This is a genomic window from Trichocoleus sp. FACHB-591 (assembly GCF_014695845.1).
Classification (GTDB): domain Bacteria; phylum Cyanobacteriota; class Cyanobacteriia; order FACHB-46; family FACHB-46; genus Trichocoleus.
The window spans coordinates 46785-70038 of the sequence record NZ_JACJPA010000083.1 but is presented as its reverse complement, the minus strand read 5'-3'; the positions used below and the strand labels follow the sequence as shown (position 1 = coordinate 70038).

The 23254-nt window shown below is 49.7% G+C and carries 16 protein-coding genes; 9 read left to right on the top strand and 7 right to left on the bottom strand.

Annotated elements, in window-relative coordinates; all coding sequences use genetic code 11:
* Positions 1-10: 10 nt before the first annotated feature.
* The gene (locus H6F90_RS15150; protein WP_190435457.1) at positions 11-832 is read right to left on the bottom strand and encodes a C39 family peptidase; all 822 of its coding nucleotides are present in this window, start codon (positions 830-832) and stop codon (positions 11-13) included.
* Positions 833-1086: 254 nt separating this feature from the next.
* Here H6F90_RS15150 and H6F90_RS15145 point away from each other — a divergent pair, with 254 nt between their 5' ends.
* Entirely contained in the window at positions 1087-2406 is a 1320-nt protein-coding gene (locus H6F90_RS15145; protein ID WP_190553247.1) for a GTPase, read from the top strand.
* A gap of 101 nt (positions 2407-2507) precedes the next feature.
* Here the strand turns inward: H6F90_RS15145 and H6F90_RS15140 are convergent, their stop codons facing one another.
* Positions 2508-2708 carry a hypothetical protein gene (locus tag H6F90_RS15140; RefSeq protein ID WP_190553246.1) on the bottom strand — a complete coding sequence of 67 codons (201 nt, stop codon included), beginning with the start codon at positions 2706-2708 and terminating at the stop codon, positions 2508-2510.
* 245 nt (positions 2709-2953) lie between these two features.
* On the opposite strand from H6F90_RS15140, the gene H6F90_RS15135 reads away from it, so the two are divergent.
* The 4 genes from H6F90_RS15135 (at position 2954) to H6F90_RS15120 (ending at position 6614) form a co-directional block, all read left to right on the top strand.
* Positions 2954-3472: a thiol-disulfide oxidoreductase DCC family protein gene (locus tag H6F90_RS15135; RefSeq protein WP_190553245.1), complete on the top strand. Its 519-nt coding sequence runs from the start codon at positions 2954-2956 to the stop codon at positions 3470-3472.
* A gap of 40 nt (positions 3473-3512) precedes the next feature.
* Positions 3513-4703: a glycosyltransferase gene (locus H6F90_RS15130; RefSeq protein ID WP_190553244.1), complete on the top strand. Its 1191-nt coding sequence runs from the start codon at positions 3513-3515 to the stop codon at positions 4701-4703.
* On the top strand, positions 4693-6222 hold the full coding sequence (locus H6F90_RS15125; protein ID WP_199295940.1) for a glycoside hydrolase family 1 protein: 1530 nt from the start codon (positions 4693-4695) through the stop codon (positions 6220-6222). Before H6F90_RS15130 ends, H6F90_RS15125 begins: the two co-directional genes overlap by 11 nt.
* Positions 6223-6290: 68 nt before the next feature.
* A complete protein-coding gene (locus H6F90_RS15120) occupies positions 6291-6614 on the top strand; it encodes a multidrug efflux SMR transporter (protein WP_190435438.1) in 324 nt (107 codons plus the stop codon).
* Here the strand turns inward: H6F90_RS15120 and H6F90_RS15115 are convergent.
* From H6F90_RS15115 to H6F90_RS15105, 3 genes are read right to left on the bottom strand one after another with little or no spacing between them, the layout of a single operon-like run.
* Positions 6586-11211 carry a CHAT domain-containing protein gene (locus tag H6F90_RS15115; protein ID WP_190553243.1) on the bottom strand — a complete coding sequence of 1542 codons (4626 nt, stop codon included), beginning with the start codon at positions 11209-11211 and terminating at the stop codon, positions 6586-6588. The two genes, H6F90_RS15120 and H6F90_RS15115, sit on opposite strands and share 29 nt — an antisense overlap.
* Positions 11212-11217: 6 nt before the next feature.
* The gene (locus H6F90_RS15110; protein ID WP_190553242.1) at positions 11218-12261 is read right to left on the bottom strand and encodes a DUF1822 family protein; all 1044 of its coding nucleotides are present in this window, start codon (positions 12259-12261) and stop codon (positions 11218-11220) included.
* A 2-nt stretch (positions 12262-12263) separates the two neighbouring features.
* Positions 12264-12938, bottom strand: coding sequence for a hypothetical protein (locus tag H6F90_RS15105; protein ID WP_190553241.1), 675 nt, complete (start codon positions 12936-12938; stop codon positions 12264-12266).
* Between the two features lie 189 nt (positions 12939-13127).
* On the opposite strand from H6F90_RS15105, the gene H6F90_RS15100 reads away from it, so the two are divergent.
* Positions 13128-13841, top strand: coding sequence for an actin-binding WH2 domain-containing protein (locus H6F90_RS15100; protein ID WP_190553240.1), 714 nt, complete (start codon positions 13128-13130; stop codon positions 13839-13841).
* Positions 13842-13940: 99 nt separating this feature from the next.
* On the top strand, positions 13941-16742 hold the full coding sequence (locus tag H6F90_RS15095; RefSeq protein ID WP_190553239.1) for a TIGR02921 family PEP-CTERM protein: 2802 nt from the start codon (positions 13941-13943) through the stop codon (positions 16740-16742).
* Between the two features lie 67 nt (positions 16743-16809).
* Here H6F90_RS15095 and H6F90_RS15090 read toward each other — a convergent pair whose 3' ends face one another.
* Positions 16810-19854, bottom strand: a complete 3045-nt coding sequence (locus H6F90_RS15090; RefSeq protein WP_190553238.1) for a cadherin-like domain-containing protein — start codon at positions 19852-19854, stop codon at positions 16810-16812.
* 29 nt (positions 19855-19883) lie between these two features.
* On the opposite strand from H6F90_RS15090, the gene H6F90_RS30385 reads away from it, so the two are divergent.
* Positions 19884-20036 carry a hypothetical protein gene (locus H6F90_RS30385; protein ID WP_206756181.1) on the top strand — a complete coding sequence of 51 codons (153 nt, stop codon included), beginning with the start codon at positions 19884-19886 and terminating at the stop codon, positions 20034-20036.
* Here H6F90_RS30385 and H6F90_RS15085 read toward each other — a convergent pair.
* Entirely contained in the window at positions 20033-20503 is a 471-nt protein-coding gene (locus tag H6F90_RS15085) for a DUF4347 domain-containing protein (protein WP_190553237.1), read from the bottom strand. The genes H6F90_RS30385 and H6F90_RS15085 overlap by 4 nt on opposite strands.
* 965 nt (positions 20504-21468) lie before the next feature.
* Between H6F90_RS15085 and H6F90_RS15080 the strand changes: the two genes are divergently transcribed.
* Positions 21469-23244: an ATP-dependent DNA ligase gene (locus H6F90_RS15080; RefSeq protein ID WP_190553236.1), complete on the top strand. Its 1776-nt coding sequence runs from the start codon at positions 21469-21471 to the stop codon at positions 23242-23244.
* Positions 23245-23254 lie beyond the last annotated feature (10 nt).

Genomic DNA, 23254 nt, shown 5'->3' with positions numbered 1-23254 from the left:
GCAGAACGCCTCAAGCTTTCGCAAGACGATGGAGCCAAATAAAGTTAGGTCCTTCTGGCGAACACTTGCTTTGGATCAACTGATTAGAATAATGGAGGTTTTCCCCAGATAAATCGTTTCTGTAGCCTGACGCAAACCACTCCCCATAAGGATCATTGACATAGAAACCGTTGGCATCATAACCACGAACCACCATAATGTGACCGAAGCTCGTGAAGTAGCCATGAATAATACAGGGTCTCCCTTCCGCGATCGCTTTACGGATATCCGACAGCCGCGCTTGAGTTGTGAAATCTACCTTTAATCCATAAGCTCGACCCATTTTTGCTAAATCCAGCGGCTCCCAACGGGACAAACCATTTCGCTCCATGTAGCGATACAGTTCATCCTCTAGCTGTCCCACTCCGGTTCGTCCCTTAATTTGCAGGTATGCCATCACCATCGCGTAGGAGGTGACATTACAAGCACCAGTAGGATTTAAGGCATTATCTAACTGGCTTTTGTGGGGAATATTCAGCGTTTTGCGTTCTGGTAGACGGCGAGTCGGGAGCGGCAGTGAAATCTTCGGTCCTGGGGGAGCGGCCGTCGTCACTTTGTTTTGATTATTGATTAGTTGAGTATGGGGTGTATAAACATACCAAGTATTTTGCGGCGGTGTTCCTAGAACATCTTTGAGGAGTGCCACCTTGAGATGATTTTTACCTACTGCTTTCCACGAATGAACTTCAAATACTTTACCTGCTTCGACCTGGACTTTGTCTGATTCAGGCAACTTGGCAGAATCATCTGTGGATTGCTTAAAAGTAGTATTGCGAATAACTTTGAGTTTCATAATTTCATTGAAGATCAACTCAAGGGGACAGTTCCACCATATCTCTGCTTCAACCCTGTTCTGATAGCTTAAGCGATTGCGCGATCGCCGCTATTGCCACTCAATCCTTGAACTCAATCCTTGGTCTACAGGGCTTGGCGTAGACTTCGCTAAAATGGCTATAGGTAGCTCCTAAGTTTAACAATCTTAAGAATCTACTCCCTGAAGCTCTCTCCCACTTCAGTCAAGTTGCCCCTCGTTGCTGTGTTGATGCCATGACCCAACCCCCTGACGCAGATTCTCAATCCGCTCATCCACCAACTCCAGGCATGACCCCGGAAGCGGGCAAAGAAGCTTGGAAGCAGCGTATTTCGGGGGTTTGGAGCAATGCCACAACTCGCCTCACCAAACTTCTGCCAATGGAGCAGGTTGCTCAACTGACATCAGGCTGGTTCAACGTCAGCGAAGAGCAGGTTGCCGAAATTTTAGAGAAAGTGCGGGCCGAGTTGCCTACTACGGAAGCGCTGCTGATTGGCAAACCCCAATCTGGCAAGAGTTCCATTGTCCGAGGCTTGACAGGAGTTTCAGCGGAGATCGTGGGTCAGGGTTTTCGGCCTCACACCCAGCATACGGAGCGCTATGCCTACCCTTCCAACGATTTACCGTTGCTGATTTTTACCGATACGGTTGGGCTAGGTGACGTGAACCGGGAGACGCAGCTAGTCATTCAGGAACTCATTGGGGATCTACAGCAGCAAAGCCAATGTGCCAGAGTGTTAATTCTCACTGTCAAAATTAACGACTTTGCTACCGATACGTTGCGCCAAATTGCTCAACAACTGCGGCAACGCTATCCCGAAATCCCCTGCCTGCTGGCAGTGACTTGCTTACATGAGCTATATCCCTCTGGCACCGCTGATCATCCGGCGTATCCCCCCGACTATACAGAAGTAAACCGCGCCTTTAGCGCTTTGCAGAACGCTTTTGGAGAGTTATGCGATCGCGCTGTCTTAATCGACTTCACACTCGAAGAAGATGACTATCATCCGGTCTTTTATGGCTTAGAAGCCTTTCGCGATGCCTTAGCTGACTTACTCCCAGAAGCAGAAGCGCAAGCAATTCATCAACTGCTAGAGCAAGGTGCTGGTGAGAAAATTGGTAATCTTTACCGAGATGTTAGCCGTCGCTATCTATTGGCCTTCTCCATCAGTGCTGCGACTCTCGCCGCTGTACCCTTGCCATTTGCTACCATGCCTGTCCTCACCGCTTTGCAGGTGTCGCTGGTGGGTTTACTGGGTAAACTTTACGGCCAAACCCTCACTCCGTCTCAAGCAGGTGGTGTCGTCAGTGCGATCGCAGGTGGTTTTGTGGCGCAGGCGATCGGACGAGAACTGGTCAAGTTTATTCCTGGCTTCGGCAGTGTGATCGCTGCATCTTGGGCAGCAGCTTATACCTGGGCTTTGGGTGAAGGAGCTTGTGTTTATTTCGGCGACTTAATGGGTGGCAAAAAGCCTGATCCCCAAAAAATTCAGACGGTGATGCAAGAAGCTTTCAAGTCAGCTCAAGAGCGCTTTAAAGGAATTAAACCTTCGTAGGGGCGAGCTTTGTAGTTGCCCTCATCTTGGCTTGCCCTGATGCATTCAGGGGGCAGGTGCAAAACCCGCCCCTACAGTCATTGTTGCCATGTGACGCGTGTCTATCTCAGCAGCCTGGTAACTCTTGCGTCGTACTCAGCGCCTTGTGGGTAGTCACTTCTAGCCTGGTCGCAGGCGATGCCACCCGCTTTTTGCATTGACTCAGCATCGATTTCGTATCGGGTTGTGCCGTGGTTAAAGGTCGTGCATAGCTGCTCAGCACATTCTTTGATGTCAACCCATACTTCGTAAGTGTGAACCATTTCGGAGCCTCCTCGTTTAACTCGAAACGATGGGAATCGCTTCAGTATAAAAACATTGGGCTGGAGTCATCTGGGGAGAAAGACAATTCTTTAGTTGTTGTTATCTAAGTTAGGAGCTTGTTACAGCAGGCAAATAATTAGCCGTATCGGATGGTAATCTGCTGCCCCTTTTAATTGTTAATTTTCTTAAAATACTAAGTAAGCTAATACTCCTCTTACTTGAGCACTCACGCCCTAGAACTGCTATGCCCTTAAATGCCTACGAAGATGCCTCGTCTACACAACTGCCGCTATCCGAAGTTAAAACTGTAGCCGCTACACCCTCCTGGAAAATTAAATTGCTGTATGACGGTGAATGCCCGTTGTGCTTGCGGGAAGTTAATTTCTTGGCTAAGCGCGATGCAGGCCGAGGATTAGTCGCATTTGTAGACATTGCCAAGGATGACTACGATCCCAAAGCCAATGGTGGAGTAGATTTTGCAGCGGCTATGGGACGCATTCATGCCGTGCTAGCCGATGGCACCGTGATCAAGAATGTGGAAGTGTTTCGCCGAGTTTATGAAATTCTGGGGATGGGCTGGATCTACGCCGCCACAAAATGGCCTGTAATTGGCCCCATTGTGGATCGCCTGTATGACTTTTGGGCAGATCGACGACTGGCGCTGACGGGGCGACCCCATTTAGCGGCGATCGCGGCAGAACGCCAGCAGCGACTAGAATGCCAGACTCAAGGACGCTGTCAATTGGCTCACGATGATGTTTAACTATGGATGCATCAGGCAACTCTTTCTTAAATGAGTCCCCATGACACGAATTTTAATTCTGTACTCTTCTTTAGGATCAGGGCATGTCAGCGCTGCCAGAGCCTTGAAGGACGCATTCGCTCGCTTTCCTGATGTAGAAGTGCTCAGTGAAGACGCCCTTACCTATGCCAGTTCAGTTTACCGCAACGCCATTACTCAACTTTATGAGCAACTAAGCGAAAAAGTGCCATTGCTCTACAAGGCGTTTTATGAAGGCAGTGACGTAGATGACCTGGAACGCGCTATTGACAGTAATCTCACTTGGGCTCGGTTGGAACGGCCCTTCTTTCGCAAGTTAGGGCAGTTTATCAAGAAAGCCGATCCCGATGTGGTGGTCTGTGTGCAGCAGATTCCCAGCCGCTTGTTACAACTCCTAGACCAGGAAGATGAAGTCTCCAAACCACAATATGTGGTTGTAACGGACACGATCGCCCACAGCACCTGGATTAACTATGGCGTTAATGGCTACTTCCTGCCGAATGATTTAAGTGCGAATTTTTTAGTGCAGCGGGGGGTAAATCCGCAATTGCTGCATGTAACGGGGATTCCAATTCACCTAGAGAGTACGAAGCCTAAGACTAAAGTCGCGGTGCGATCGCAGCATGATCTACCTCTTGATGGCTCGATCATTACACTTTTTGGAGGTGGCCTAAACCCCAGGCGAGTCCGGACAATGGTTTCTAGTCTAGTGGAGTACTCCGGGGCGAGCATGGTAGTGTTGGTCGCTGGACGTAATGGTGATTTGTTAGAAGCAGTGTCCGATTTGGCGGACAACGATACAACTAAGCTGCGTCGGCTGGGCATGATTGATCATGTAGATGATTTGATCGTAGCCAGCGACTTGACGATTACGAAAGCAGGGGGACTGATTACCAGCGAGATCTTGGCGCGGGGTACACCGATGGTGATTGTTGATCCAATTCCCGGTCAAGAGGAGCAAAATGCTGACGTAATTGCATCGGCGGGCGCAGGGGTGCAACTGAGACTTTTAGAAATGGTCACTCCAGCAGTTCAATATCTGCTACAGCATCCAGAGCGCCTAGCAGAGATGCGGCAGGCAGCTTTGGAAATTGGTCAGCCTGCGGCTGCTCTGAATATTGCTGAATATGTTCTCCACAATTGGCAATCTCACTACGTTTCTAAAGATTCGAATCTAGAACCCTATGCAGAACAACTCAACGATGTCACGTGAATCATTCTTGTGGGGAGTTGCCACCTCCGGTTACCAAAGCGAAGGGGGATATAACGGTCCTGGACAACCCCAGAACAACTGGTGTTGGAGTGAGTCGAAAGGCAGCGTGATGCCGACGGTAGGGGCGACTGAATTTTGGCATCGCTATGAAGAAGATTTTCAGCGTTGCCAAACCATTGGCTTAAACTCATTTCGCTTAGGCTTAGAGTGGGCCCGAATTCAACCTTCTAGCGATCGCCACCCCAGTTCTCTTCCAGCTTTTGACTACAGTGCCCTAGATGCCTATAGCGATCGCGTCGCGGCTTGTCGTCGATATGGCTTAGAGCCAGTCGTTACCTTACATCATTTCACTCATCCTGCGTGGTTAGGGATAGATGCCTGGCTAACTGAAGCGACTGTTGATTATTTTGTGGAATATGTCCGGGTGGCAGTTACACATATTAATCGCCGCCTAGTGGATCATCATCAACTGCCGCCGATCCATTGGTACATCACCATCAATGAACCCAATATTTTAGTTTCCAATACCTATTTGAGTCGGCAGTTTCCCTCGGATGCGGCAATGGGTTCGAGTATCGTCCTAGAGGCTTACAATCACATGTTGGCCGCTCATGTTCGAGCTTACAACTGTATCCATGACATCTATGTTGCCTCTGGGTGGACCACGCCACGAGTCTCTCTCAATACTTACTGTAGCGATCTTTATTGGTCAGAGAAAGTAATTTGGGATCTACTAGATTTACGACAACATGATGTTAAGCCAAGGGATATTAAAGAGTATATTCATGACAAAGCGGATCAGTTAGAAACAGCGCTGCTAGAAGCCAAGCTGCCCTTTCGACATAATTTGCCGTATCAACTGGGGCGCTTTACTCATTGGAGTGTGAATCGTTTAGGCTACCGCTTATTCAATCTTGAGCAGCTTGACTTATTCTTGCAAGAGCTAGAGCTTTCACCTCGGCCTCAGGTCATTGACTATCTAGCGATCGATTATTACGATCCGTTTATTGCTCATATTTTTCGTCTCCCCGCCTTCTCAGATTTCGAGTTTAAAACTAAGGGCTTCCGGGCTTGGCTGATGAGTGGCATTACTAGTAAGTGGTGGGATTGGCGCAGTTTACCCGAAGGTCTACATTTCTTCTGTAAATACTATTCCGAAGATCTCCGTAATCTTCCTATGATGATCGCTGAAAATGGTATGGCGCTGCGGCGGAAGCCAGATAACAGTGTAGCCACCCATCGGGCGGATCAACTTCGTCGTAGTGAGTTTCTTAAAGCCCATCTCCAGCAGGTGCAGCGGCTATTGCAGGAGTCTGTGCCCATGATTGGCTACATGCATTGGTCACTCACTGATAACTATGAGTGGGGTTCTTATACTCCACGTTTTGGTTTGTTTACCATTGACTTTGCTCACGGCAGCGATCGCTTGCTAGAAGACCACCTCGGCGATCGCCCCTCAGAAACTTATGCCCAATTAATTCAAGAAATTATGGCTGAGCGAGTGAATGTATCGGGATGACAATATCATGATGGAGCGCAAGGATTCTAGTAGCTTAATAGGGAAAGGTTCTAAAGGGTTTGCCTTCAATGGATCAAAGCTGGGTGTTTCTTGCGTCTGCCATTCTTTGCGAGTTGATAGCAACTCTGTGCTTAAAGAAAACCAATGGTTTCGTTAATTCCAAATATCTATTGGGTTCTGTGATTGGCTATCCAGCCGCTTTTATCTGTTTTGGATTCTCTCTCAAAGGAATAGAAGTGAGTGTAGCCTACGCCATTTGGTCGGCAATTGGCATTGTTGGCACGACGATCTTGGGAGCAGCTTTGTTTGGCGAGAGCCTGAGCAATTTCAAGCTGGCCTGTATACTTCTGATCCTCTTTGGTATCATTGGCCTGAACGTCGCCAAAAGATAGTTTTTTTGATTTCTGACTTGAGTTGCCCGATGGCAGGCGGCGATGAACTTGGACATAACTGGCGATCGCGAGCATGTACTGTCGGGTTACTGCGTAGATAATCACTGACCCAATCACATCCTTGTTGCATCAGCCAGTCTAGTTCTAGGCTCCATAACACCACTTTTCCATTACTCACGGAAAGAATTTGTTGATTATCCAGGCCAAATGTTGCTCCGAAGACACTTCCGTTATATCCCTGGAGCGTCTTCAGCAGTGTGCCATCCAAGCTCCACAGTTTCACAGTGTTATCAGCACTTCCAGATACTAAGGTTTGGCCATCGGCACTGAAGCCGATGCTGGTGACAGTATTACTATGGCCCCGTAAAATGCTGAGCAATCTGCCATCGATACTCCATAGCTTGATCAGATTGTCGGCACTGGCAGAAGCTAGCATTTGACCATTCGGGCTAAAGCTAATTGCTAGAACGCTGGAATTATGGCCTTCTAGGGTCTTCAGAGGCGATCCATCTTGCCGCCATAGCCGAATCGTGCTGTCTTTACCCGCAGAAGCCAAAGTTTGCCCATCCGGGCTAAAGCGAACAGTCAGGGCTAAATCTTGATGACCCCATAGAATGTGCAAGAGTTTTCCTGTCGAGTTCCATAGGCGCACGGTGTGGTCGAAGCTGGCAGACGCTAATGTTTGCCCATCGGGGCTGAAGCTGACATCGTAAACCGCAGCGTTATGCCCTGTTAGGGTGATCAGCAAAGTGCCATCCTGCCGCCAAAGCTTCACCGTGCCATCACCGCTAGCGGAAGCCAGAGTTTTACCATTGGGGCTAAAGCGAATGCTGTAAACCGGAGCTGCGTGCCCTTGCCATTGATGCAGGAGCTTACCATTTGGCTGCCAAAGTTGGATCAGACCATCTCGGCTACCTGCTGCAATCGGGCGACTGCTGGGACTCAGACTGGTGATATTGCTGCGATCACCAATACTCTGTGAGGCGCGGCGCTGGAGTTGCCAAAGTTTAACGGTGCGATCGCCACTCCCAGAAGCGAGTAGTTGCCCATCCGGGCTAAAGCTGACCGTTTCAATCCGTGAGCTATGACCCGGTAGAGTTTGGAGCAGCTTGCCCTTGAGATTCCAGAGTTTGACGGTGCGATCGCCGCCCACAGAAGCTAACCTTTTTCCATCCGAGCTAAAACTGATGGCTGTTACGGCGGCGCGGTGCCCTGACAAAACCTGAAGCATTGCTCCATCCACATGCCATAGGCGAATCTTTTGGTCATTACTAGCTGAAGCCAGCAGTTGGCCATTGGGGCTGAAGCGCACCATGTTCACTGTGCCCTTATGTCCTTTAAGGGTTTGTTGCAGAGTGCCATTGAGTCGCCAGACTTTGATGCTGCCGTCCCCGTGGGCGGAGGCTAGTGTCTGACCCTGGGGACTAAAGCTAAGAGACTGAATGCTATCTCCCTGAGCAGTCCACGTTTTTAAGGGCGTACCATTGCGTTGCCATAGTTTAATCTTGCCGTCGGTACTGCCCGAGGCGAGAATTTTGTTGTCCGGGCTAAAACTGACGCTGGTTACTGCTGCTGCATGGCCTCGCAGAACTTGTAGCGGCTTGCCATCAGCTTGCCACAATCGCACCGTTTGGTCGGCACTGCTCGATCCGATAAGTTTTCCATCTGGGCTAAACTGCACCGCTGTGACGCGATCGCGATGACCGGAGATCGTTTTTTGCAAGGTGCCATCCAACCGCCACAACAAAATGGTTCGGTCTGCACTGGCTGAGGCGAGAATCTGACCGTTGGGACTAAAGCTGACACTGGTAACCGAGTCTCGATGTTGTTCCAGTCGTTGGCGCTCTTGCACCGTATAGAGCGCTTGTAGGAGGGTCGAGGCAACTCGTATGCGCGTGGTGGGGGTCACGCCTGACGCATGTTGGAGCTGATTACCAGCGCGAAGCGCTTCCAGCAGGGCATCGAAGGCTTTGTCAGACGCCAGCAGCGCTTCTGAGGAAAAGCTTCGGGCACTGAGTTGAGCATTGCGGGTTTGGATTTCTGCCCGTTCCCATTGCCAAGCCGCGATCGCGCCCAATCCCAGCGACCCAAACAAGCCCAAACTGAGACCGAAAATCACCCGTCGGCGGCTGCGGTGACGCTCGGACTGCTCCTGGTGTTGGTAAGCTAAACTGCGCTGAATAAAGGCTTGTTCCTCTGGTCTTAGATCCGCCGACTGTTCTTGCAACCAGAATTGGGCTTCCAGTAAAGGGGCACCCCGCAGCAAGGCTCCATCATCGCGATCGCTCACCTGCCATTGCCGAATCAGCGATCGCAGTCGCTCCTGCCACAGCCGAAACGTCCGCACCTCTTCCATCCACTGGCGCAACCGCTGCCACTCCCGAATCAAGGCTTCATGCACTACTTCTGCGGTTTCTATGCCATCGGCACTGCGATTCGTCACCACCAATCGAGCATCAGCCAAGCGTCTGACCAAGGGCCAGTTAGTTTCGCCAATCTCACTGCGAGTGGCTAAGCGGCGGATATCGACACCACCTTCTCCAGGCCGTACCAACTGCGTCAACAAACGCTGCACCTGTTTTTGCTCAAACGCAGCCAACTTTGCATAAACCTGCTCAGCATAAACCGCTAGCGCTTGATTGACTCCCCCGATCGCATCATAGGCAGCATGAGTTAACTCGCCTTGTTGTTGCCGCTCCCAAAGTAATGTCAGTGCAAATTCCAAGAGTGGCAGGTTTCCGGGAGCCTGACTGATGCTCTCCAAAATCCGAATGGTGAGACCATCCGCAATTTTGACCTTCATTAGGGCGGCGGGTAGGGCGATCGCCGCTTCCAAGTCGGCGGTACTCATGGGACCAATCAATTCTGGGGCGAACTGGCTCAAAGCATCAGCAAAAGGTCGGTAGGCTAGAGCTGATTCGAGGAAGTCTGCTCGTAGCGTCAGGACTAACGTACAGGCAACCCCAGATGGGAGCAGGGCCAAGAGCTGATCGAGAAACTGCTGCCGTTCTGCATCCAGTTGGCAAAGGGTGTAGAGTTCCTCAAACTGATCTACCAACAGCAGCGATCGCTTGGCGGTGGGGTATTTGTAAAGAATCTGCTCAATCACATCGGGCAGAGTTACAGTCCCTTGTTGCAAAGCAGCAGCCAGTTGATTGGCGGCGAGTAGTTGTTCTGTCTCACCCCGATCTGGCTCTAGCAGCATCACGAACTGCTCCGCTAAGCGTAAAAAAGGCCGTTGGCTAGGGCGCAAGCTGCAAATCAGCCAATCCCCCTCCGTCCGTAAGCGAGGGATTAACCCTGCTGCCACCACTGAAGATTTACCACTGCCAGAAGGCCCAGCGATCGTGATTAAAGGTTGAGTGGGTGCTAGACGCAGCAGTTTGTTGATAAAGGCTTCTCGCCCAAAGAAAAACGGCGTATCCGACTCTTGAAAGGCTGCTAAGCCGCGATAAGGACAAGGTGGGATTTGGGCTAAAGGAACTGACTCAACCCGCTGATCTACCGATTGGGTTTTGGGCTGCCAAACCATTGGTAGTTCGGCAGGATTTTGGCAAATAACCGGGAGCCAACTAGCGCAAGGAAACTCATCTTCTAACCCTTGCAACTGCTCTCTGGCTTGCCGTACTGCCAGATAGAGCGGTGCTCCTTGAGTGAAGCTTGTAAGAAAGGCTTTCAAGAACTCCTGAGCCACCAAATCAGGCACAGGCTCTCGCATCACGATCATCTGGGGGATATGCAAAGCCTGTAGATCGTGGGCTAAGCCTAAACCATCACAAGAGTTGAAGATGGCTAATTGCAACCCCTGAGCGATCGCCTGCTGGAGGGCATGTTTCAAGTCGCCTAACCCCAATCGCTGCTGGGGATTGATCGCAATTTGTCCTGTGGCTCCATCTGCTTGACTGGCGCTATGTCCCGCAAAAAACAGGATATCCCAGCCTTGGGTATCCCAAAGTTGTTGATTTAGTTCCCGGCGATTAGGTTCTACCAAAAAGACAACTTCAGCCGTGGAAGGGAGTTGGGCCAGGAGTTGGCGATCGGCTTCTGTGTCGATTCCTGCCCGGTTGCCCAATACTGCCAGAATCCGGATTTTGTCTCTAGCGATCGCAGGTCGGTCTAGTCGTTCGTATCCAGGCGCACTGAGCGCAAGTTCAGCATTCGGGTAGCGCTCAAAAAAATCCCACCGATGCCAAGGTAAGCGGCGTAAACGCAGATCTTCAACTTGCAAAATTAACCGAATCAGGTCAGCAGGGGACAGTTTCTCCAGCAGCTTCTCGCGGACGGGACGAAACGAGTCAGCGCTGAGCCAATGATTGAGATTAGCGCTTAAAGCCTCGGCAGCATCCTGACAGAGCGTGGTGAAGGAGACTCGATTAACTTGCCCCGCTGGAACTTCAATCCGTAAGTTGAATTGCCATCCCAAAGCAAGATAAGCGGTTTGCCAGCGCTGGTAGTCTTCCAAGATGGTGGGGTTGGGCGGGAGAAATCCAGTGATTTCTGTACTGGGGCGATCGCCTTCCACACCAATCTGCAACGTTACCGGAAAGCCCCGTTCAAAATCGCCTGCACCCAGCTTGAAGACAACTAGCTTCCCCATCGGCATTCAGATCACAAACTGTTCGGTGACGCTGACATCTCCTAGGACTAATCTGACATGGAATTGTTCGCCTGTCTTGCCTCTAAGTAGCAACTGGATGAAGTTATCGGTTTGGTGACTGCGAACTGCTAGGGGAGTGCCACTAGCATCGAGAATTGGTTGATTTGTTGCATCCAACACGATGAGTTGTAAATTTGCAGGGAGAAAACGCTGCTCGCGAGTAGGATGAACTTGCAAGAGCACTTCATGTTTCATCTCAGAAGTCTCTGGTAGAGGAGTAACTTCCACGACTAGGGCGGCTACATGAGCAGTGGGTTGCCCTCCTAACTCAATTAGCTTCCCTCGTCGTATACCTGTTGGTGGCTCCAGGCTAGCTTCAGAAGCGATGATCGCGGGTGCGGAGCGATCGCCCCTAAAGTTAAAGGCTGGACGCAGATCGTCACTAAACAAATCTTCCCAAGTTTGCCAGCCCACCTCAAATTGGTTCTGGAACCACTGACCCAAATTCACGGGCGCACTCGGCACTGTGATTCGTGTTTCTGGGGTAGCAATTGCCTGGGCACTGCGGAGTTGATGCAGATGAGCCGATAAGGTTGCAAGAGGCTGGAAATCGGTAAGAGATAGTTGGGTAAGAGGTGAGGGTGAAGGCGCGATCGCAGGAACAAAACCCAGCAATTGCACAGCATCTAACTGCGTCTGAAATTGCACGCCGACGTAGCCAATACGCTGATCTAACGTTTCTGGTGGTAAGTGGCAAACCGAGGTTTCCGGCAGGATGGGGCGGCATTCTAGTTTCCCTACGTTAGGAATGACTAGATCGGCCACATCTAACACCGCTTGCAAATGAAGTTGCCAACTGTCTCCTTGGCTAAGATCCGTGGCAATGCGAATCCAGCGGAGATAGGTGTGAACGGCGTAGACCGCCAAGGTATTGAGATAAACCCGCTTGCCATGATGCGGATTGATTTGCTCAGCGGCGAATTTCCGAGCCCAAGCATGAGCATCGCGGCTGAGGGGAACGGTGAGGAGAGGAGTGTGAGTGCTGTTCATACCTATTTATCGGGTTGGTAGCCGAAATTTTGGGCGATTTCTTGCAACAAAGGTAAAACTTTGTGTTTCCAGTGCCAGTAAAGCGCTTGGTAAGGCACTTCTAGCTCACGGGCGATCGCCGTTAATTTGTCTGGCGGTGACTTCAACAGTAAGCGTTGAGCCAGGACTTGAGCATGGGCTTGGGGATAAGCGCCGGGATGGCATTGCCGCAATTTAGCTTCAGGGTCTTGCTCGACATATCGCTGCAACTGCTGACCCACCCGCATAGCTCGGCGCTGTTGCTGTTGTTGCTCAATCTCGGCATCTAGCTCCCAGATAGTACAAGCAGCCGTAGCAGGTAGGTCTATCTCTAAAGGTAACGGAGCTGGCTGAGTGGGGCTGTGGAGTTCTTGAACTCGATATTTTAAGCGAAGTTTTTTATTGATCCAGGCGACTAAACTCGTTTCAAAAGATAAATTCGGTTGGGGCTGAAACTCGCTACAGAGGCAATCGCCCAACTCGCTCAGCGTTTCGTTGAGGACATCGGCATAGTTGGGATGACTAGAGCGCGCCAAACCGGGCAGAGCCAGCACTTGGGTCAGCAAAAGCGTCATGGCTTGTTGCCATTGCCAAGTTTGAGGAGTCGCTTGGCAGACTGCCGCAACCAGTTGCCTCAGTTGTTCGTCCCGTTCACTCATGGCTGCTCAATGATCTCTACATGCACCACTGAATGGCACTACTTCATGGCCTCTTATTGATAAACCATTTAGCTCGATTCGCCAATATAAAGTTTCAGTAAAGCCTGAGTGTAACTCCCAAAATTTGTTTGCGATCGCCTGAGAGAAAGATGAATCGCTGGTCTACAGCAAATCGCAGAGGGAGAAAATATGGGGCAGGTTAGGGGTCATGTTGGAGGGCACGTGGGGGGTTATTTTGGGATATTGATGCAGCTCTTGCGCGATCGCCCAGGGTTTATGGAGGAAGTAAATCAGGGAATTAAGCTAGAACAAAAAATTATTGCCCTGCTGGTCGCCAGCTCGATTCTATTTACAGTTTATGGAGCCGTGATTGGTTCCTTTACAGGCGGATTGCAAATTGTAGCTTCTGCCATCAAGTTGCCAGCGCTGTACTTAATTACTTTGGTAATTTGCCTGCCGACGCTGTATTTCTTCAATATCCTTTTTGGCTCGAACCGCAGCTTTGCTCAACATTTTGCCTTGTTATTGTCATCGGTGTCGCTCATCAGCTTGTTGCTCTGTAGCTTTGCCCCCATCACTCTCTTTTTTCGTCTGTCGGTTATAGACTACGAGTTCTTTAAGCTCCTCAATGTGGTGATTTTCGCGGTGACTGGCCTAATTGGCGTGAATGCTTTCTATCAGGCAATGCGACCCACCGAACTAGAGAGCCAAACAGACACTAAAACTCGACAGAAAATTCTGCAACTTTGGCTGGTGCTCTATGGCTTTGTGGGTAGCCAAATGGGATGGATTTTACGGCCTTTCTTCGGCGCACCCAACAAGGATTTTGAGCTGTTTCGGAACTTGGAAGGTAACATTTACTCCCATGTTTTAGATGCCGTAAAAAACATTTTAGGGTTTTGAAAGTTCTACCTCGCTTTTATCCTGGTCTCTTTTGCTAAATCGTCCTTGTTAGATCACCGCTCATAAACTCGTCAAATTTACTGCTGCTGGAGTTCGAGCATGAAAAATTTTCTCCATGCTATATTCCATACCGTCTTTTGGGTTTGGAACATTGCATTTTTATTCCTTGTCTGTGCTGGGCTCTTACCTCAACTAGGTGTTTATCTACTCGAAGAGAATCTTGCAGATCCTTGGATCACAGAGTCACTGTTGACTTTGGCGATTTTAATTGTTGTTTCCACAATGGCTACTGCTGTAGGGCTGCGGAGGTTTCGCGCTCAACCGTTACAACTAATGCGCTTATTTTTTGGCGTAGAAGTGCCGCTCCTGCTACTCTGTCTGTTGCGGCTATTTATTTGGCAGCGGCTAAATCCTGCAAGCACTTTAATTCTCGGTACTGCAGTTGTTGGCATTGTCGCTTTTTATCTAGAGTTACTCTATGGCTATGCCAGACAAAATCGAGCGATCGCCAGCATACAAGTGGTTGCCCACACTCTTTTGATTGGCTTGAGCGTCTATGCTGGACTCGTGATCTTGTCTTACAGCGTCCCCGCAACTCCTGCACTGGTCCTTTGGTTTTTCACCTTTGAATGGGTAAAACCTCTGATGGAATCCTGGAACTGGGAATACTGGTGGGCAGGGGCAGGTGGCATCCTGCTAGGGTTCAGCGCTTTTTTGTTTCTCCTCTTTCCCTTTGAGTTAGGTAGTTCTTACATCCGCTCCGGGCACCGAGTCCTCAAAGCTTTTGCAGAACAGTACGGGCAAAAGAAGGCACTGCAAATTGCGATCGCAGGGTTAACCGCTTGGTTAGTGCTATTTCTCTCTTTTCTACAACAGCCGCAAATTCAAGCCTTTAAGTTACTGTCAAACCCACCTGAGACAGACCGCGATCGCCAAGCCCTTGTAGCCAAATCAAATGTCATTCGGGCGGGTTTGCTTAATGCTTATTTGGCAGACTACCGTTACCTCGGTTATTCAGAGAACAGCTACTACATCACTGACACATTTCTGCCAGAACCCATCGCTCAGTTTTGGCGAGAAGCTAACAATTGTCTCTTCGCACCATTCTTATATCAAGGCTCTTACAACGATCGCGAGAGAGCTGAGAAGCTTTACGCTCAATTCTTTGATACTCCGATTGAAAAGGCAGAAGCCGACACGATTCGACCGATTCTCAGAATTGCCGAAGCTCCTTGGCGGCAATCGCCAGAGGCCAGCTTGTTGGCGATCGATCAGGAGAATGTTTGGCTGCGATCGCAACAGCTAAAAGTTACCGAGCAGGGAGACTGGGCCGAAGTTGAGCTGTACGAGGTTTACAAAAATGAAACCCCGCAGCAGCAGGAAATTCGCTATGCCTTTACACTGCCCGAGACAGCCGTCCTAACTGGGATCTGGTTGGGAGATACTGCTAACCTGGACCAGCGTTTTGTATTTCAAGTATCCCCACGGGGAGCCGCTGAGCAGGTTTACACCACAGAAGTTAGACGCCGCGTTGATCCAGCATTATTAGAACAGGTAGGGCCGCAGCAATACCGTCTGCGGGCATTTCCCATTCCTCCTAAACCATTACCTGGAGCAGAGGTACCCAGCGATCGCCCGACTGAGATGCATCTGTGGCTGGCCTACAAAGTGATGCGACAACCTCAAGGCTGGGCATTGCCACAACTCACCGAGAAGCGCAATGTCTTTTGGAATCGCAAGACTGAGCGTCTCTATAATGGGCAGTCACCTTTATTAAATCAAGTAGATTGGCTACCAGCTTTTCTACCAGCGAGCAGCCAAACTTCACCCAGCTTGCATCAAGTTGAGCTGGGAGATTATCAGATTTCGGCAAAACCAGTCACCCTCACAGACTACACATCTTTGCAAAATAAACGATTTGCTGTTGTAGTAGATAGCTCCTACAGTATGTCCGCTCGTGCCAAAGAACTCAATCAGACAGTCGAGTGGCTAAAACGACACGGGTTTGCTGACAATAACCTCGCCAATAATGATGCGGATCTCTATATCACTGGAGCTGCTAATGCGAAACCCCAACGCATTGATGATATTCGTCAGTTCAATCCAGCTAAAATAGCCTTCTACGGCACCTTGCAACCAACCCAGATGTTGCGACAATACTCCCGCCTACAGGGTGACACTGCTTATGATGGTGTCTTGTTGTTAACAGATGGTGGTAGCTACGAATTAGGCAAGAATCAGCAAAAGGCGATCGCGACTCTCTCTGCTCCTTTATGGGTGGTGCATTTGGGAGAACAACCGATCGCGTATGACGACACCATCCTCAAAATTATCCAGGCCAATGGTGGGGGTACGGCTTCTGATCTTCCCACAGCTCTGCAACGCCAAGCGACTCAAGCGGCTTTAGGGCCAGAAGTTATCACAGTGGCAGATGGCTATGCCTGGTTTGTTGAAAAACCAGCTTCACCTCCAACTGCATCTCCAGACACTTCTTCTTCAGAAAGTGCTCAGGATAAGCCTGCGAGTAATCAAGCTAAACCCCCACGTTTTACTACCGAAAATCCAGATACCTTTGCTCCTCTCGCTGCACGACAGCTCATTTTGGCCCTGAGCAAAGACATGGCAAACCCTCAACTGGCTCAATTGGATACAGTGCATGCGATCGCGAAACAACTCAAGATCGTGAGTCCTTATTCCTCCATGATCGTACTGGTCAACGATGAGCAGAGAGAAGCTTTGCGCCAAGCTGAGCTGAATAAAGACCGCTTCAATCGTGTGGGCGACAATGACAGCCCAGAAAATATGGAGAGTACTCCAGAACCAGGAATAATACTTGGGATAGCCGCGATCGCCCTACTGCTGATCAGCCGTCGCCCACGCCGTCGGTTGGTGATGCGCTAGGGATACCTGAGATAGTTAAACCGCGATCGCCTTTACTAAGACTAGAGAGGCGATCGCAGTTTATGTGCTACACCACGCTGATGAAGTCGGCTTGGGTAATCAGACTAGAGTTAACTCCTGACAAGATTGCTAGCACGTCTCCACCGTTCTTAGCGATGAGCGTATTGCCGTTGCTGGAGCTAACCGTTAGTTGCCCGAAAGTCAGACCCTCAGCTAAACCAATTTGGTCTTCGCCATCAGTGAAGTCCTGAATGGTGTCTGTGCCATTTTGGGAAATTAGCACAAAGGTATCACGTCCTAAACCACCGTTCAGCAGGTCATTACCACGTCCACCATACAGCCAGTCTTTACCTTCTCCACCTTGTAAGTTATCTATACCATTGCCACCCAACAACTTATCGTCCCCAGCAAAACCTCGTAAGATATCATCACCATTGCCGCCGTTGAGCACATCATCTCCAGCCGTACCGTTCATGGTATCTTGGCCGTTGCCGCCATCATCAACCACGCCAACCAATACGCTCACAAATGCGATATCAGTTCCGCCCTGACCATCGCTGAGAGTATATTCAAAGCTGGCAGTTGCGACGTTGGCATTCGCTGTGAAGACGACATTGCCGTTACTGTCGAGGGCAACTGTACCATTTTGGGCATTCTTCACCTGAGTCAAGCGGAGGGCATCTCCTTCAATGTCAGCATCGTTAGCGAGTAAGTCAGCCGCCAGGATGGTTTTGGCTGTGCCTTGGCGAGCAGTGATGATGTCATTGATGGCATCTGGGTTGTCATTCACAGCATTAACTGTGAGATTGACAGTAGCCGTGCTGGTTGCGCCCTCGCGATCGCTGATAGTGTAAGTGAAGCTATCAGTATCGTTGTAGTTGGTGTTGGGGGTGTAAGTATAAGTGCCATTGCCATTGTCAACCAACCCACCCTTACCCGGTTGTGTGACAGCCGAAACGCTGAGACTATCGCCTAAATCAACGTCGGCATCGTTGCCTAAGAGACTTGCTGCACTGATAACCAAAGGTACGTCTTCGGCAGTTGTGAGGCTTTCGTTGGTGGCAGTGGGAGTATCGTTAACCGCAGCAAGGGTGAAAGATTGGGTAGCTTCGGTGCTACCGCCTTGACCATCAGTGACGTTATAGCTGAGGTTGACTGTGCCGTTGTAGTTGGCAGTTGGGGTGAAGCTCCAAGTGCCATTGTTATTGTTCACCAGGGTGCCGTTGCTGGCAGTGAGGTTGGAGACGGAAAGGCTATCGCCTTCCACATCACTAAAACCTGTGAGCAAGTCAGTTTGGCTGATGGTGTAGACAGTATCTTCACTGCCAGCAGACAAGATGGCTTTTGTCCCTGTCAGTGTAGCTGCATCGTTAACAGCAGCGAGGGTGAACGATTGGGTAGCTTCGGTGCTACCGCCTTGACCATCAGTGACGTTGTAGCTGAGGTTGACAGCGCCGTTGTAGTTGGCAGCCGGAGTAAAGCTCCAAGTGCCATTGCTATTGTTCACCAGGCTGCCGTTGCTGGCAGTGAGGTTGGAGACGGAAAGGATATCGCCTTCCACATCACTAAAACCTGTGAGCAAGTCAGTTTGGCTGATGGTGTAGACAGTATCTTCACTGCCAGCAGCGAGGCTGGCTTTGGTGCCTGTCAGAGTGGCTGCATCGTTAACCGCAGCAAGGGTGAAGCTGTTTGAAGCATCAACCGAGAGGGAACCATCACTAACCTTGTAGCTTACGGTAACTGAACCGTTGTAGTTGTTTGCCCCAGTGATGGTGAAGCTACCATCCTCGTTCTCCACAAAGCTGCCGTTGCTGGTGGCAAAGTCAGTGATAGATAGTGCATTGCCATCGACATCGCTGAAGCCAGCTAGCAGTTGGGCTTTGGTGATGGTATAAGCCGTGTCTTCTGTGCCAGCAACTAGAGATGCTGTAGCAGAACCTGTGGGCGCTTTATTGCCGAGATCTACGGCTGCGTAGTCGATCAAGTTAGCAGCATATTCTTCGGCATTCCTGTAGATGCCCCCTGTACCGCCATTGCCAATGACATCCCCAAGATAAACATCGAGCGGAATGGACGAGTAGATGACATGACCATTGCCATGCCTATAGGAGAAGGTGACGATCTTACTTGCATCCCCTTGACTCAGGATGAGATCTGCATCTACGGGTAACGTGCCAGAGAGTGCGAAGCCATGACTCGAGTAGTTGCCTTGATCAAGCGATCCATCGTTAAGATTGCCACCAGGTCCTGAGGCGACACTATGATTGTCATCAATAAAGTTGATGTTGAAGCTATCGGAGAAGTCACGGACAATGTTGAAGCCCACAGAGCCAGGCAGAATTGTTTCTGCACTAGCTACATGCCGATCATGGATGATGAGCTTCAACCCGCTCTCGACAGCCAAGTTTATAGCCGACAGCCGCGCTAGATACTCACTACCAAAGCCACTGTTGTTTGGATTCTGCACGACCAGCATGTTGATGCTTGCGAGTTCTGCATCGGACAGGCTTGTAATCAGGATCGGGATATGTCCGGCAGCCTGGATGGCTTCCACCTGACTAGCATTCCCGGAACCTAGAGACATGTCATAGTAGCCAACTCTTAAACTACTAGCTTCTAGAGCCAGAGGTATTCCATCAACTACCCCTTCAACCTGATCGTTCTCAAACTGCATAGCAGCTAGTGCTGGCTCACTAATCTCAATTCCACGAACGTAAGCTGAAAACAGTTCCCCTTCATCCCCCAGCGTATCGCTGATATTGATCCAGCTATCCAGCGAGTGACCGATCTCTTCTATTAGTACCGTTGTGATTTGATCTGCTGTTGCATTAGCCAGAAAATCAGCATTGATGTAGATTTTGCCTGTCTGGGCCGAGAAGCCTCCTTGTACCCCTGACATGGAGGCGTTATCTAGTACTTGAATCTCTGGCAGTTGGGAAAAATCGCTGGCTTGCCAGGCTTGCTGGATGGCTTCTGCTTGAGCGCGATCGTATTCTGTACCAAAAACGCTATCGAGTACTGACAAGAAATTTTCGCTTTGGGCAAAGCCTTGGAGTTGTTGCTGAGCGAGAACTAGAGAATCGGCCAAAATAGCTTCGTTGAGGCTAGTCATGAAATCTTTCCTGAGTAATGTAGGTTTGAGTGCCTCGTACTGGAGAGGCGGCGCGGAAGCAGAGCGAAGTAATAGTTATGGATTGGAACAGGTTGATTAAGACGGGCAGCCGAGTTGAAGCAGCGATCGCCACCTCAAATCCATCGCTAGAAGCGATCGTGTTTACAGTTGCAAAAGATTAGTTGCTATCAGTAAGGCGGCTGAGCGGGGAATCTGCAACATTTGCGCCTGTCAAGCTGTGAACCATATTGACAAAGACCCAACCGCGATCGTCCTTAGCTACTTCACAGCCGTAGATCAGTAACTCTGCGGTATTGGTGAGGGATTCGGCCCAGGCTTGCAGTTCCCAGGAATAGCGATCGATGGTTTCTAGGCTTAGTTCGCTGGTACCCAGTTGTACTCGTCCGGGTGAGCCATGAGAGACCACATGTACAGCGGTCAAGTTGTGCCGCTGAGCTAAAACACTGCTAATTTGCTCAACTCCATCTGCCATTGCCTCTAACACAACAACTTCAACCCCCGATCGCACCCCTGTGACCAAATCTGGGTAATCGGTTACGGCTGGATCGATAAAGACAATTTCGCGGCTAGCGGCTGAGGCGCTGAAGGTGAGAGAAGCGGCTGGAGCTTTTTGCAAAGTAGCGGTCATGGGCTGATCTCAAACGGTTGAATAAGGGAACGGCAGCAGAATTAGAGCGGCAACGATGATTACCGCAACTTTTCTGCTCTACAGAGATAAAAACTGTTAGCGCGATCGCAACGAGTTGGGCCAGTTGCTTGGCATAAAAGATGCTGTCGCAGCAGATGGAACCATTCGGCAGACGAAAACCTGATTCAGTAATCTGACGGGTTTATAGGCTTGCCGTCAGTTTGCTTCGCTGTACTAACAACACTTACTCCGTGAATGTACATCGAAGATACAGCACCCTACCTGTAAAATCTACTACGCGTCTTTCTGCTTTACAGTCTTTTTATGAATTTCTTCATAATAATTTGGTGCTTTGTTGAAAGTAGAGCAAGCGATCGCCTACACACTCTATATTTTCATCATTTTTGAATTAGTGAGCGCCTTAAGGTTCTGCTGGAAGGCATTTAAAGGATTTTTATATATTAAGAAATAACAATCAAAAAGTAATTTAAACCTTAAAAAAGAAGTGATTTAATTCTTGTAGAAATTGACATTAAAAAATAATCCACCAAGTCTTAAATGAAATCGTAGTGGGTTGCGTAAGTATAATTTATTACTTAAATGAAATTGGTTTACTGATTGCGTCCTAAACTGCGTTGTCTCAGCAATCTTGTTAACTCAGGCCTCTAATACTCAACTCCCAGCCAACTTTAACGTGTTGTCCTACATTCTGAGGGTCAGAAAAGGTCTGGAGAAAGTCAGATCTTTATAGCAATAACTCTTGCGGCAGGGCAATGAGCCGCGATCGCTCCTGCGGGTCGTACCAAAAGATAGAGGCTGTGACCCCCCACCCTGACTATATTTGAATCATTCCTGGTTGAGTTCTCTGTTCTTTTGCCTTTCTGGTTAGAGTGAGCTGCACAAAACGTTGAAAAGGGAGAACCGTTTTGCTGGGCAACTCGATACAAGTCGCTTTACTACCATCCATGACTTCGGGAGATCTTGGCGCTAACTCACTCACCACCCCTGTGGTTAAAGTTGGGGTTGACTCTGGCACAGGCGCTCAGATGGGTGCCTTTCGGCGGTTTGCTCAAGTGGCAGAACAGGTAGGTGCCACAACGAAACGTTTGGCCAAGTCTGCTTTACTGGGTCACTACTTTAATAGCCTCAATGATGAGCAACTAGCTTATGCAGCTCGTTATTTTGCAGGCTATGTGTTTCCTTTGAAGGAGCAAAGAACAACTAAGGTTGGAGGGGCAACTCTGTTGTCAGCTTTGATGCTGATTACGAAGATTGAGTTGGAGACGCTCAAGACACAGTTGGTCAAACTGGGAGACTTGGGTGATGTCACTGCTGCTGTGTTTCCCAATCACGCCTCATCCTTACTTGATCTCACAGATGTTGCGATCGCCCTAGAGCAAATTGCCAAAACCAAAGGCTCCAAGCGCAAACTAGAGTGGGTAGTCAAACTGCTGAAACGCGCGACTCCCTTAGAAGCAAAGTATTTGATCAAGCTGTTATCTGGAGATCTGCGGATTGGTCTCAAAGAAGGCGCGGTAGAAGACGCGATCGCTCGGCTGGCGAAGCAAAAGGTAGAGTGGATTCAGTGGGCGAATATGTTGCTAGGGGATATTGGGGCAACGGCTGTGTTGGCTCGTCACGGCCAGCTAGAGCAAGCCCAAATGCAGCTATTTCATCCAATTAAGTTTATGTTGGCAAGTCCCGCCGAGGATTTGGTAGAAGTATCCCGACTGTTACCAGGAGAATTTGCGGTTGAGGATAAATACGATGGCATTCGAGCCCAAGCCCATATTGCTCCCGCCGATCCAGCAAATAAATCGGCTCACGGAATCGTGATTGATGGCATTCGGGTGGCTCTTTTTTCTCGCACCTTAGATGACATCACAGCGAGTTTCCCAGACTTGTTGGCTCCATTGGCTGCTTTAGCAAGAGGGACTGGAGAAGGAGAAACCACAGAATTGATTTTGGATGGCGAGATTGTGCCATTCCGAGATGAGCAAATTCTCCCCTTTCAGGAACTACAAAAGCGGCTGGGGCGTAAAACCCCTACGGAAAAACTACTGGGTGAAGTGCCTGTGGCGTTTGTTGCCTATGATCTGCTCTACCAAAATGGCACGGTGTTGATAGAGGAGCCGTATGTGCAGCGTCAAGCGGCATTAACGATGCTGCCACTGGCGACACCGAGAGTTCGTCGGGCAGTCTCACAACGCTTTAGCGATGCCACAGCTTTGGATGCAGAATTTCTCGCAGCTCGCGATCGCGGTAATGAAGGCTTGATGGTGAAGGCACTGGGCTCTACCTACAAACCAGGTCGTCGGGGTAAGGAGTGGCTAAAAATTAAGCGAGCGATCGCCACTCTAGATGTGGTGGTGACAGCAGCAGAGGTGGGCACTGGCAAGCGTAGTCGATTTCTCTCCGATTACACCTTTGCCGTGCGAGCCAGTGAGACCGATCCCACTTTGCTAAATGTGGGAAAGGCTTATTCTGGCTTGACGGATACGGAAGTGACAGAGCTATCTACTTGGTTTCAAGCACATACACTGCAAGAGTTTGCTCATGGCAAAGTGCATGTCGTGGAGCCTCAAATTGTTCTGGAAGTGACGTTCGATCGCGTCCAACTCTCCAAGCGCCACAAAAGCGGTTATGCCTTGCGCTTTCCTCGGATTGTGCGGATACGGCATGATAAGCCGCCAGAAGAGATTGACACGTTGGAAACAGTCCGTTGGCTCGCAGAAACATGAGAACTTATCG